This window comes from Pseudoalteromonas sp. SR45-1 (assembly GCF_014163655.1).
GTDB lineage: Bacteria > Pseudomonadota > Gammaproteobacteria > Enterobacterales > Alteromonadaceae > Pseudoalteromonas > Pseudoalteromonas distincta.
On the sequence record NZ_JACJDR010000011.1, the window covers coordinates 162,858 to 175,947 of the forward strand.

Annotated in this window: 10 protein-coding genes; 6 read left to right on the forward strand and 4 right to left on the reverse strand. The window is 36.5% G+C overall.

Annotated elements, in window-relative coordinates; genetic code table 11:
- Positions 1-18: 18 nt before the first annotated feature.
- The 4 genes from H5089_RS12985 (at position 19) to bfr (H5089_RS13000) (ending at position 4,517) form a co-directional block, all read left to right on the forward strand.
- Positions 19-1,089, forward strand: coding sequence for a PepSY domain-containing protein (locus H5089_RS12985; RefSeq protein WP_182712361.1), 1,071 nt, complete (start codon positions 19-21; stop codon positions 1,087-1,089).
- A 72-nt stretch (positions 1,090-1,161) separates the two neighbouring features.
- Positions 1,162-3,297, forward strand: coding sequence for a TonB-dependent receptor (locus H5089_RS12990; RefSeq protein ID WP_182712362.1), 2,136 nt, complete (start codon positions 1,162-1,164; stop codon positions 3,295-3,297).
- Between the two features lie 272 nt (positions 3,298-3,569).
- A complete protein-coding gene (gene bfr / locus H5089_RS12995; protein WP_002958985.1) occupies positions 3,570-4,040 on the forward strand; it encodes a bacterioferritin in 471 nt (156 codons plus the stop codon).
- A gap of 12 nt (positions 4,041-4,052) precedes the next feature.
- Positions 4,053-4,517: a bacterioferritin gene (bfr, locus tag H5089_RS13000; protein WP_182712363.1), complete on the forward strand. Its 465-nt coding sequence runs from the start codon at positions 4,053-4,055 to the stop codon at positions 4,515-4,517.
- 65 nt (positions 4,518-4,582) lie between these two features.
- On the opposite strand, the gene H5089_RS13005 is transcribed toward bfr (H5089_RS13000), so the two are convergent.
- Positions 4,583-4,777, reverse strand: a complete 195-nt coding sequence (locus tag H5089_RS13005; RefSeq protein WP_002960627.1) for a (2Fe-2S)-binding protein — start codon at positions 4,775-4,777, stop codon at positions 4,583-4,585.
- Positions 4,778-5,119: 342 nt separating this feature from the next.
- Here H5089_RS13005 and H5089_RS13010 point away from each other — a divergent pair, with 342 nt between their 5' ends.
- A complete protein-coding gene (locus H5089_RS13010) occupies positions 5,120-5,677 on the forward strand; it encodes a TMEM165/GDT1 family protein (RefSeq protein WP_024605680.1) in 558 nt (185 codons plus the stop codon).
- A gap of 61 nt (positions 5,678-5,738) precedes the next feature.
- Here the strand turns inward: H5089_RS13010 and H5089_RS13015 are convergent, their stop codons facing one another.
- From H5089_RS13015 to H5089_RS13025, 3 genes are all read right to left on the reverse strand, one after another.
- Positions 5,739-6,263 carry a DUF6436 domain-containing protein gene (locus tag H5089_RS13015; RefSeq protein ID WP_182712364.1) on the reverse strand — a complete coding sequence of 175 codons (525 nt, stop codon included), beginning with the start codon at positions 6,261-6,263 and terminating at the stop codon, positions 5,739-5,741.
- The gene (locus tag H5089_RS13020; protein ID WP_165723367.1) at positions 6,247-7,713 is read right to left on the reverse strand and encodes a methyl-accepting chemotaxis protein; all 1,467 of its coding nucleotides are present in this window, start codon (positions 7,711-7,713) and stop codon (positions 6,247-6,249) included. Before H5089_RS13020 ends, H5089_RS13015 begins: the two co-directional genes overlap by 17 nt.
- Positions 7,714-7,859: 146 nt before the next feature.
- Complete coding sequence (locus H5089_RS13025) at positions 7,860-8,411, reverse strand: isochorismatase family protein (RefSeq protein WP_182712365.1); 552 nt, start codon at positions 8,409-8,411, stop codon at positions 7,860-7,862.
- A gap of 166 nt (positions 8,412-8,577) precedes the next feature.
- On the opposite strand from H5089_RS13025, the gene H5089_RS13030 reads away from it, so the two are divergent.
- Positions 8,578-13,077, forward strand: a complete 4,500-nt coding sequence (locus H5089_RS13030) for an EAL domain-containing protein (RefSeq protein ID WP_182712366.1) — start codon at positions 8,578-8,580, stop codon at positions 13,075-13,077.
- Positions 13,078-13,090 lie beyond the last annotated feature (13 nt).

The following is a 13,090-nucleotide window of genomic DNA, read 5'->3' on the forward strand; positions in this document are numbered from 1 at the left end:
CATAATGAGATACCGTTTTTGAAACTTTGGTTACGTAGAATTCATTTAGGCCTTGCCCTAATTAGCGGACTATTTTTATTAATAGTGAGCCTAACCGGTGCTGTTATGATTTATGCAAAAGACATACAGCACCTAATAGAGCCTGAGAAATGGCAAGTAACACCCCAAAAAAACTTAATGCATTACGATGAACTTATACAAAATGTACAAGCTCAAACTAAGCAAAAAATCACCTTTTTTATGCCCGAACAAGCGCCAAACGCAGCATGGCAATTTCAGTTAGCCAATAAACACTACGCCAGTGTTAACCCCTACTCAGGGAGTGTACTAAACATCTATGAATCAACCGATACGATTTATGGGTTTGCTATGGGATTACATCGTTGGCTGTTGTTTGAAAACAGTAAAGGTGAAAAAACCTTTCGAAATTGGATGTCGGTGTGTGCATTGCTACTTTTAATAAATGTATTACTGGGCTTTTATTTATGGGTAAAGCCCAAAAACAGAGTTAAACGTTTAGCTATAAAACCAAAAGCCAAATTTAGAGTGCTCATGTATCAATTACATACAGTGCTTGGTGTTTACTTTTTTATACCGCTTATGCTGATTGCCTTTACTGGTATGGCATTTAACTGGAAAACACAAACTCAATCGGTATTAGAATTTGTGACCTTAAACAAGGTAGAACAAAGACCTAAAGCACCAAAAGTAATAACCCCTTCTCAAGCTACTTTAAACTACAATGAAGCAATTAAAAATGCAGAGAACGTATTTCCAGACGGTAAATTATATAGAATTTACTTACCTAAAAAGGATGACGAAGCAATTGCACTGAGAATGCAAAACCCTGGCGAAAGTCACGCTTACAGCTGGGTTTGGACTAACCCATTTACGGGTAAAGTATTAAACTCATTTGACGCCAGTAAAACAAACTTCACAACACAAGCATGGAACTTCAAATATAAGTTTCACATTGGTGATTTTGCAGGTCCTATCGTGCAGTTTTTATGGTTATTAATAGCCCTTTCACTCGCATTTTTTATTGTAAGCGGTGTGTATTTCTGGTTAAAACGCCATAAATGGAAATAAATCTCATTAACACTTGTGTCATTAGTTGATAATGATTACCATTACGTAAATTGTTATCAACTAAGACACCCCATGTTAAAAACTTCGCTTTGCCTTATCGCTGTTGCAATAAGTACTAACACGTTAGCAAATGAAAATAATAAAAATGAATACAATTCTGATCAATTTGAGCATGTCATTGTTTCAGGCAGCCGTATATCAGAAAGCATTGACGAAGTACCAGCCTCGATCACCGTTATTAATCAGCAACAAATACAACAGCATTTAAAAGTAAGCTCAGAATTGGGAAGTTTACTCGCGCAAATGGTTCCTGGCCTTGCCCCAGATACTGGTAGTTCAAGTAATTCAGGACAAACACTACGCGGCCGTGCGCCATTAATAATGATTGATGGCGTACCGCAATCAACCCCTCTTCGTAATGGTTCTTTAGGCGTAAAAACGTTAGACGCCAGCGCAATAGCGCGCATTGAAGTCATAAAAGGCGCAACGTCTATTTATGGTAATGGTGCCTCAGGTGGCATTATTAACTACATAACAAAACAAGCGCGTAGTGATGGTAAACCGGAAGGCGAAATAAGTATTTCAAGCCGCTTTAGCGCTGTTAAATTAGCAGAAAGTGGTGGCGGTAGAGTATCAGCCGCAGTAAACGGTAAGCTCGACCAACTAAGCTACCTGTTAACGGCAAGCTATGAAGAAAACGGCGTACAACGCGATGCACAGGGCGATATTTTAGGCTTGCAATATGGTTTATCAGACTCTGAAACTCAAAACTATTTTACCAAACTAACTTATGATTTTGACGACGAAAAGCAACTGCAGTTCAGCTATAACTTTTACAGCTCACAGCAAAAAACTGATTTAGGCGATGTTACTGGCGATGGCAATATAGGGGAAAAAACATACGCTATACACGTCCCATTAGCGCTTCAAAAACAAGGTAAACCGCAAGGCCCAGAAGGCAACGAAAATATAACCCTAAAATATGTTGATTACGCGTTGTTTGAAAACACACAAATGACCCTCGATCTGTATAAACAAAATATAGAAAACGTATTCTTTTTCTCAACCGCTTTAGCCAATCTTGATGAAGGTTATAGCGGTGGTCAATCGGTTATTAAATCAGACAAGCAAGGTGCAAGAGCTACATTTAATAGCCAGTTTGATTTTGAAAACCTAACAGCCACTCTAATCTACGGTATTGATGCCTTAAATGATAAAACATCGCAACCTTTAGTAGATGGCCGTGTGTGGGTGCCAGAAATGGACATGAAAAGTGTGGCTGGCTTTTTACAAACCAAATGGGTAATAAACGACGATATTATTGTAAAAGCGGGTGTAAGAAACGAAAGCATTGATTTGAGTGTAAGTGACTACCAAACGCTAAAACTTTGCAAAACCGTATCTCAATGTTCAGTACCATTAAATGTGCGTGGTGATACCATAAACTATGACGCTACAACGTATAATGCAGGCATAAAATACAATTTAACAGATGCATTCAGCCCATTTTTTAGTTATTCACAGGGCTCTGATATTTCTGATATTGGTCGCCTACTTCGCGCTGCAACTGTTGACGATATTGCACTTGTTCAAACACAAGCCTCAATAATCGACAATTACGAAATTGGTTTTACCTCACAGTTTGAAAACGTACGTTTTGAATTTGCTCTTTACAGAAGTACCTCAGAGCTTGGTACAAGTAATGAGTATAATGAAGTAACGGGTGTTTACGAACCCGTACGTGCACCACAAGAAATATGGGGTTACGAAGGGTTAGTTAATTATACTATTAACCAAGACCTTAAATTAAGCGCCACATACAGTTACGTAGAAGGTAAAAACACCGAAGCTGATGACTACCTAGGCGCAAGCCAAATTAGCCCACCCAAAGCAACGGCGAATGTAACGTGGCAAACAAATGACGAGCTATCGCTTGCAATGAGCTTTTTATATGTAGGCGACAGAAAGCGCTTTGATAAAAATGCACAGGGCCAATACTCTGGCGATCAGGGCCCTGTTAGTAGCTACAACACATTCAACTTAAGTGGCCAATACAATGTTAACGCCAGGTGGAGTGGGTATTTTGGAATAGAAAACCTATTTAATAGCGATTACTACCCTGCCCGCGCACAGGCTTACACCTACGGTGGATATAATATTAAAGGATTAGGCACAACCGCAACGCTGGGTGCTAAATACCAGTTTTAATTAGTGATAGACTCAATAATTAGGCATCAGCATGCCTATTTATTTAAAAAGATAATATGAAAAGCAGTATCTCTACTTATTGTTTATAAATACCTCTAGTAATCATTCTCAGATACTAATACAAATAAAAAACTGTCCATAAACCAAGCAGTAACGCAAACTTAAATAAGAATCAAAACCAATAGTAACGCAATGATTTTTATAGAGAAAACTTGCAATATAGGCTATATGTACTACACTGCATACAATTGAAATAGTTGAGGCGATTTATCATGAAAGGTAATCAAAAAGTAATCGATGCGTTTAATACATTGTTAGCTAACGAATTAGCAGCAATCGATCAGTATTTTATACACTCGCGCATGTATGACGACTGGGGTTTAAACAAACTATACGAGCGCCTTAACCACGAAATGGAAGAAGAAAAAGATCACGCAGACTGGCTTATCAAGCGCATCTTGTTTTTAGAAGGTGTACCAAATATGACTAAGCGCCGTGATTTACTTATCGGTAACGATGTAAAAAGCATGATGCAAAACGATTTAACACTAGAGCTTGAAGTAGTTGCGTGTGTTAAAGACGTAATCGCAATATGTGAAGAACAACAAGATTATCAATCTCGTAGCATTTTAGAAAAGCTGTTATTTGATACCGAAGAAGATCATGTTTACTGGTTAGAGCAACAACTTGGTCTAATTGATAAAATTGGTTCTGAAAATTATCATCAAGCACAAATGGCTTAGTAGGAGCATATTATGAAAGGCGATAAAGACGTTATTGCAGCGCTTAATAAAGTACTCGCTAATGAGCTTGTTGGTATTAACCAATACTTTTTACATGCACGTATGTTTAAAGATTTTGGCTTTACACAGCTTGATAAAGCAGACTACAAAGTATCAATTCAAAAAATGAAAAACGCTGATCGTTTAATTGAACGTATTTTGTTTTTAGAAGGCTTACCAAATCTTCAAGACCTAGGCCGATTACGTATTGGTGAAAACAGCGAAGAAATGATTGCTGCTAACATGAGTTTTGAACTCGATACTATTGACGAGTTACGAAGCGCCGTTAAACTGGCTGAAAGTAAAAAAGATTACATTACCCGTGAAGCCCTTGATCACATTTTAAGTGAACAAGAAGAGCAAATTGATTGGTTAGAAACCCAACAATTACTTATTAAAAATACGGGTATCAAAAACTACTTACAGTCTCAACTGTAAATAGTAACAAGCATAAAAAAAGCAGCTAAAAAGCTGCTTTTTTTATATCTAAATTTTATATGTAATTAAGCAACTTGATCCGTTACATCCGCAATTTGAATAAGTCTGCGATTAAGGATCTTTTTAGTACAACCACAACACTTACCGCATTGGCTGCCTACTTTAAGTTCTTTGGTTAATTCACGCATGGTCGTTGCACCATCGTCAATTGTTTGCTCAATTTTTTTATCAGTCACACCGTGACAAAGACAAATATACATCAATACAAACCGTGTTAATTACATTCAATAGGTGCATACTAATCTAAACGACAATTGTTATCAATAGCTTCCTCACTAATAAATATAAATTATTTATTAGAATATGGTATTTGTTCTCTTAACTATATTTACCTAAAAGTAAAGTTATGGAATAATGGCCGCCTCTTAGGGGAGTAGCCCGCTCAGTAATGAGTAAACTTATCAACATAATTGCACCTCATGTGCATGGTAAGTTTGTAATGTTGTAGCAAGCGTTATCGGCGAGACCTAGGTAGACACTATCCTCATGGCGGGAGATAGTTGTTTGCCTTGGTTTAGTATTCCCGCCTGTAAGAATCAATAATGGAAGTTTTTTTAACCTCAACCGTCACTGTTACACTTGCCGAAATTGGCGATAAAACCCAGCTTTTATCACTCCTGTTAGCTGCCCGTTTTCGTAATAAAAGCGCACTTATTCTTGGTATTTTAGCCGCAACTTTACTCAATCATGGCCTATCAGCGTGGTTTGGGCAGTGGTTAAGTAATAGTTTTTCTTCTGAATATTTACCTTGGCTTGTAAACATCAGCTTTATTGTTGTTGGCCTTTGGCTATTAGTTCCAGACAAAGACGAAGATGTAAGTAGTAAATACGATAGCTACGGGGCTTTTTTAGTTGCTTTTGTATTATTTTTTATTGCAGAAATTGGTGATAAAACACAAATAGCGACAGTGTTGCTAGGCGCACAATATCAGTCTGTGTTTTGGGTAACGGTAGGAACCACGTTAGGTATGCTAATTGCTAACGTGCCTGTTATATATGCTGGTAATGCATTACTAAAAAGAATATCTCTAAACACCGTACGTGCTATTGCTGCTTGTGTGTTTGTGTCATTAGGTATTTATGGCTTAGTTACAATTTAATCAATGTTAAAGCTCGAACCTATTAATTTAAGTGCGAGCTTTAATTTTTTCTGCACGTTATTTACGCATTATTTACACAATAACATCCCTTGGTTTGTGTAATTAAGAGGTTTGAGTTAAAACCTGCAGCTAAATTAGTGACCGCAGTTTCAACAAAGCCACTTCCCTGGGCACACGCTAACCCTTCGGAGAGAGGACCGGCATAAACAAAATCACCGTTTTTATTAATAATAACGGCGGCAGGCGTTGCCGGAATAACAAGTTTAAGCTTTGGTGTTAATTCAACTTGTACAACCTTCATAGCTTTATTGGCAGCAAAAGAGCTTAACGATGAAATATGCGACTTAGCCTGTATGGTGCACCCGCAATTTTTTTCAGTTATAAGCACTAACGACGCTTCATTAGTGTCAACCCAGTCCAATTGCTTTTTAAAGTTATTAAACCAGTGCTTTTGCAATAAAACTTTTGAGCTATCAAACGGCTTAAGTTGCTCTAACTGAAAATAAACTAACCCTGCAACAACACAAACAAGCCATATAGCTATAAGCGAAAATACAAAGGAGTTAGATTTATTTAAACTTGGCAATGCTTTGCTCTAATACATCAATACTTACATCGATTAACTGCACCTTAGCGGTTAACTGCTGCACTATTTGCGTATCTTGGTACTGATTTTGGCGCATAGTATCAGTACTGCTTGCTATTAACTCGGTATTACCTGCCTGCTCCGCTACCACTTGTGCAACTGAGTCAGAGCTTGAAGATACTGCGGCTATTTGCTCGCTCATTGCTGAAATATTTTCTTTCATTGCAGCACTAATACTTGTTAAATCAACTACAAAACTCACACACTGACTCATTGATTGCGTTGACGTTTTACTATTATTAACAAGATCTTTTAATGTAAGACTAATTTTATCTGTTGTTGCTTTACTGTGGTTGGCCAAAGATCTTACCTCATCAGCAACAACAGCAAAACCTCGACCGTGTTCGCCTGCGCGGGCAGCTTCAATAGCGGCATTTAAAGCAAGTAGGTTTGTTTGCTCAGCAATGCCTGATATTTCATTAAGAAGCCCTGAAATAACATCGCCCGCTGCCACTAAGTGGTTTATTTTTTCTTCGGTATGGTTAAGCAGTGTTAACAACTCTCTACTTTTAGCGTCTGTTTGAAGCACTTCTTTTAATGCATCACCTGCAGATTGTGTAATATGGTCAACTTGGCGTTTAAGCACCTCACTTTCTTCTTCTACAAGTTTAAAGCCATTGGCAACTTGAGCGCCAGAATTAGCAATATCATCGGTTTGTTGTGTGCGTTGAACCGCACCACTCGCTAACTGATCGTGTACATCAATAAGCTCTTGTGAGTTTTTTTGCAATGATTCTGATTGTGTTTGTACCTGTTTAATAACATCAGATAAGTAATCTAGTAATGTGTTAAATCCTGCTACAGCTTCGCTTTTAGTGTCATCCGCGCGAAGAGAGAGTTTAATGTTTTCAGGATCTTTCATTATTTGTTCTGTCGCATAACTTAAAGATAAGCCCGCACGACGTTCCCGTTGCAGCGTTTTTGCAATATAGCCTGCAACTAATACTTCAACTATTGCGTATCCAGCATGAATTAGCACCGTAGTAAAAGCGAGTCTATCAGGGTCAAATACGTAAAAACCCGTATTTTGAGTTTGTAAATAATAAAAAGATAAATGATGTACCGCTACAAAAATAATAGCGGTAATAAACACTCGCCACTGTACAAAAACAATTAACATGGGCATTAAAATAAATATTTCAAAATGGACTTCAATCAGCCCAAAAGTTTGTTGTATGTGCAAAAAAGAAAACATCATTATGGCGGCAGCTACCACATGGGGGATAATAGGGCTATCACCTTGTGTTTTTAAAAGCCATATAGGTAATAAACACAATGGCAAACCTATCATAAAAGCCTGCGCTAATGTGTCGAAATACAAGCCTATAGCAATAGACTCGACAAACAAAAGACTGAAAATAATTGTAAATAACCGGCCAATACTAGACATAAGAACCTTAAAATTGTTGTTTGCATTGTTGTTTTATAAAGCAGTCTGCAATATACGTATATAAACGAGTTTCAGTTTACTTAACACAATAATTAACTAACGACACATCAAAGCAATACATTTTATTTACATTACATGCATGCGGTCTACTTAATTATAGGCAGTATTTTCTTAAACGTAGGCGTAGCAGCTTTTTTTGTCCATTGAAAAATTACTATTTCAGCGCATGAAATTACAGCTCCAGCTTGACGTAGCTGCTCAATCGCCAAATTTTTATGTTGTGGGTTTCTCGAACCAACTCCGTCGTAAACAATAATAACTTCAAAGTCATTTTCTATTAAATCTAAGCATGTTTGTAAAACACACACATGTGCTTCAGTTCCCACAACAACAACTTGCTTTTTACCATGGCTTTTTAACGTATCAACAAAACCAGGCTCTGCACACGCACTAAAGTACGTTTTATGAAAATACGTGGCATTAGGTAACGTATTTTTAATTTGCTGATTAGTCTCGCCCAAACCTTTCACATATTGCTCCGTTACTAAACATGGAACGCCATGAATAATACCCGCTTGAGCTAACTGCAATGTGCTTTTTAAAATATTCGGAAAATCTTTAATTGCAGGAGCAAGCAACTCTTGTAAGTCTATAACTAATAACACGCTGTTTTTTGCATCAACATTAGAGAAAACCAATATACTCTCCTTCTAAGCATTTACTATTATCTGTATAGAGTAGCTCACTATTTAAAAATAGAACTTTTAGCGTTATGTATATTATTTGTAATTAAAAAATAAAAACTTATGCTATATTTACTATCTAGCTAAGCATCATCCTACCTTCCACTGAGAGTGTTTATAAGTGCGTTTGAGCAAAATTTTTTTTCATATCACCATTACTTTTTTACTATGCATCCAAAGCACTTATGCATCACAAAACTATGCTCAGCAGTTACAACGAATTTCTACTGACGAAGGCCTATCACAAAGTTACGTTTTGCAGACTCAAGAGGATGATATTGGTTATATTTGGATAGCAACCCAACAGGGTTTAAACCGTTTTGATGGTTATAATGTAAAAACTTTTAGTGGCGGCTTTGGCCTGGATAAACACTATATTTATGCATTATTTAAAGCCGAAGACGGAAAAATCATTGTCTCAACAGATCTTTCTGGTGCCTATATAATAGATCCCCTCACTTTAAAAACCGAAAAAATCTATTCTGGTCAAATAGATAAAGAACAAAAAATGTTCTCTCCGATCTCTGCAATGACTCAGCAACAAAACACTTTTTATTTCGCCATAGATGCTCAAATATATACATTTGATGAGACGAGTAAACACTTTACATTTAAGGTAACCCTGCCAAATAAAGGTGACTACATTCGGTCATTAACAATATATAAAAACACTTTATATATTGGTACAAATGATGGTTTATACACTGCAAATATAGATAATTCAGAACTTGTAAAAATACCTCTTCATCCCCCTGAAAAAAATACGATAGATAATGTAAACGTCAAATTCTTAAGTGTTGATAATGAATTAGGATTACTTGTTGGTACTGTTGAAGGCATGTATCAATTAGCATTCGATAATACCAAAAATATATCTGCAGCAAATATTACAACTTTAATCCCTGATTATAATATATGGGATTATGCCAATACTGTTTACGGGGAGTTTGTAGCAACCGAAAGTGGATTGTTCAGTTATCACCGCGAAACCAAAGAACTAGAATTCGTATTAAATTATGAAAAAAGTAAGTTTAATATTAATGAAAACTCAATAAACGATCTAATGGTTGATAAGTCCGGCGTACTTTGGCTCGCATCTAGAACCCAGGGCGTGTTTACATGGCCAATTAAAACCCGACGGTTTAAACACATTACTTTACCCGGTAACAATACTGTTCATGCCACCTACCAAGACAAAAATAATATTATTTGGTTAGGAACAGAAGATGGAATTGCACGGTACGACAAAGCAACAAATAAAAGTGATGTATATCTAAGCTCAACCGACTCAAAAGCAATATACGGGGCATCTGCCGTTTATGATATTTTTGCGTCTTCAATTGGTGATAATCAATTCCTTTGGCTTGTTACTTTCGATGGTTTTAAACTGTTTGATAAACAAACGGGTAAAATTATTGAAAATAAAGACACAGAAAAAGATGTAATTAACCAATCCAACTTATTTGGCTTTGCCCAGTTATCTGCAGACACATATGCATTTATGTCGGATGATAATTTTTATGTTTTTAATGAAACAACAGGAAAAACAAGAATTATTAAGGGGCTCAAAGAGCAAGTCGATCCTTTATTTTCTTACGCTTTTTATAAACACCTCGACACACATCCTGAAGAGTTTGTACTTGGCACATCAAAAAGCTTCCTTAGGTACAACGAAAAAACGAAAACTTTAACGACTATATTTCAGTCTTTTAATCCTAAAGAAGATATTTTTTACACTGTAGAAAACTTTTACTTAGACTCAAAACGAAACATTTTATGGTTAGCAACCACTCACGAAGGTTTGCTCGGCGTTGACCCCGTTACTTATGGAATAAAGCACTATATAGGATTAAAAAATTCGTTTAATACTGATTCTATCTATTCACTACTTCCTGATAAAAACGGCTTTTTATGGGCAAGTACCGACAATGGTCTTTATCAAATAGACCTAGATACACTCAATGTAGTGAGTTTTTCAGTAAAAGACGGTTTGAATATAAACCAATTTACACCAATAGCGGCAGCAACATTAAGCGATGGCAGGCTTATGTTCGGCAGCAATGCTGGAGCCTTACTTTTTAATCCGTTAGACTTTAATGAAGAAGAACAATTACAAAAAAGTAATCTGGCTATTACTGATATTAGCCTCCTTACTAGGGAACTCAATTACAATCCTCATAAATACCTTAGCAAACCACTTGAATTAAATTATGAAGACATGGGATTGACGGTTAGCTTTTCTAACTTCTCTTACCCTAATATTGATAAAGCATATTATAAAGTAATCCTTTCAGGGCCTACGTCTCTTACATATGAAGATTTACAATCTAATCAAGTGTTTTTCACAAAGCTTCAACCTGGTAATTACTCACTAAAAATATCAGCACATAATCGTGATGGTATTATTACAAGCGAGCCTACAACACTTAATATCAACGTGGCGTATGCTCCTTGGAAATCGCCCATTGCTATAGCCACCTACATTATTTTAATTCTTGGGGTGTTATTTTTTATTTTTTGGCAGTATCGCAGCCGCCGAGTAGCAATTGAACAAGCCCATAGAGCGACTATTCATTCGCAAAAGCAAACAGAACTCGCGCTTAAAAATAATAAAAGCGGCGTATGGGATTATAATTTTAAAGACGCTTCCGTAAATACGCTCAGGGGAAGTGAATTAGGCTATACAGACTTACCTGAACGCGTGCATATAGATCAATTTTTAGCGCTTATACACCCAGACGATCGACGTCGTTTTGAAAACCAATGGGAAAACTACTTCAAGTACAAAAAACAACAAAACTGGCAAGCAACTTACCGTTTACAGCATAAAAATGGCCATTGGCTCTGGTATCAAGATACAGGGCAAGTTATATACGATCCTCAAACAAATGAGCCTCTATATGTTTCTGGCATATATACCAATATCACCGAGCAACGAGCTAATGAGCAACAAGCAAAAATTTTAGGTGAAGCGTTTAGCCAAATAAACGATTGGTTACTTATACTCGATAAGCGTTTAATGCCATTTTCTGCGAACAATAGTTTTATTGAAACATTTTCAAACGAGCAAACGGCCACCAAAATTAGCCCTAAATTGTTTATTAAAGCAATTGGTAAAGATAAGTGCAGAGAGTTTGCTAGTATTTTAAAAAAATTAAAACCAACTGAAAACTGGCAAAGTGATGTTTATATAAGAACAGCAAGAAATAACGAACACCCAATACATATAAGTGCCACAGCTGTAACAAAAGACACTGCAAGTTACTATGTGATTGTTATTACAGATTTAACTGAACAAAAACGTGCTGAAAACGAACTGCGCTATTTGGCTAATTTTGACCCTCTAACGCATCTACCTAATCGTAGTTTAATGTATCAAAACATTGAAAAGGCGATTAAATATGCCGATAAAAACAATACCCAATGCGCATTATTATTTATTGATTTAGATAAGTTCAAACCTGTTAATGACTCTTTTGGCCATGCAGTGGGTGACAAGTTGTTATGTAATATTACCCAAAGAGTAAGCGGTATGCTTAGCGAAAACGCTATACTTGGCCGCCAAAGTGGTGATGAATTTTTAGTGCTGATTCAAAATATAAAATCACTCCAATATCTTCGCGATACCGTAAGAAAAATTAGTAATGAATTAGCTAATAAAGTAATTATTGAAGACTTCTCTATTAATATCTCAGCAAGTATTGGCGTAGCTCTATACCCATTCGATGCTGTAACCACAGATATACTCATCCGTAATGCCGATGTTGCAATGATGCACGCTAAGCAAGGCGGGAGAAACGACTTTAAGTTTTTTAGCGATGAAATGAATGAGCTAATAAAACAAAAGTTACTGCTTGAAAATGATTTAAAAGATGCAGTAAAAGACAACCGATTTTTTAATCACTACCAGCCTATTATCGACATAGAAGAGAAAACAATAAATGGCGTGGAGTTACTCATGCGCTGGAAAAATGAAGGCCAGTTAATATCTCCAGCTCTTTTTATTCCTGTAGCTGAGGAAACCGGTTTAATAGAACTTCTTACTGAGCAAGCCTTGCACCGTTCACTAATTGAACTTGAGCCTATACTCAGCGAAAACCCGTTGTTTTATATATCTTTAAACTTATCGCCTAAACACATTTTAAAAACAAACATAACACAGCGGTTAATGGCTATATTAGCGGACTCTCAAGTTCATCCAAGACAATTAAGGCTCGAAATAACAGAGAGTATTTTATTAGAAGATAAGCTTAAAGCAGCCAAACAGCTGCAAAACCTAAAAGCTGCTGGGTTTAAATTACTGCTTGACGATTTTGGTACAGGATACTCATCACTCACCTACTTAAGCCAATTCCCTATTAATGTTATTAAGATAGATCAAAGCTTTGTAAATAGTATTGGTATAGATAAGGGAGATGAATCAATTATTAAAACTATTTTTTCATTGGCAGAAAACTTAGATCTATACTGCATTGCAGAAGGAGTAGAAACGCGCGAACAGATGCTCTTTTTAGCCGAGGTTGGCTGCCATGTATTACAGGGTTATTACTTTGCAAAACCAATGAATGCTAAAGACTTACGTAAAAGCGATTGTTTTAGCAATATCATTGATTTGATTTGATTTGATTTGATTT

Bases quoted from the DNA above. Each gene is read 5' to 3' on its own strand.
- H5089_RS12990 (WP_182712362.1), top strand. From the start codon at position 1,162: ATGTTAAAAACTTCGCTTTGCCTTATCGCTGTTGCAATAAGTACTAAC.
- bfr (WP_002958985.1), top strand. From the start codon at position 3,570: ATGAAAGGTAATCAAAAAGTAATCGATGCGTTTAATACATTGTTAGCT.
- bfr (WP_182712363.1), top strand. From the start codon at position 4,053: ATGAAAGGCGATAAAGACGTTATTGCAGCGCTTAATAAAGTACTCGCT.
- H5089_RS13005 (WP_002960627.1), bottom strand. From the start codon at position 4,777: ATGTATATTTGTCTTTGTCACGGTGTGACTGATAAAAAAATTGAGCAA.
- H5089_RS13010 (WP_024605680.1), top strand. From the start codon at position 5,120: ATGGAAGTTTTTTTAACCTCAACCGTCACTGTTACACTTGCCGAAATT.
- H5089_RS13020 (WP_165723367.1), bottom strand. From the start codon at position 7,713: ATGTCTAGTATTGGCCGGTTATTTACAATTATTTTCAGTCTTTTGTTT.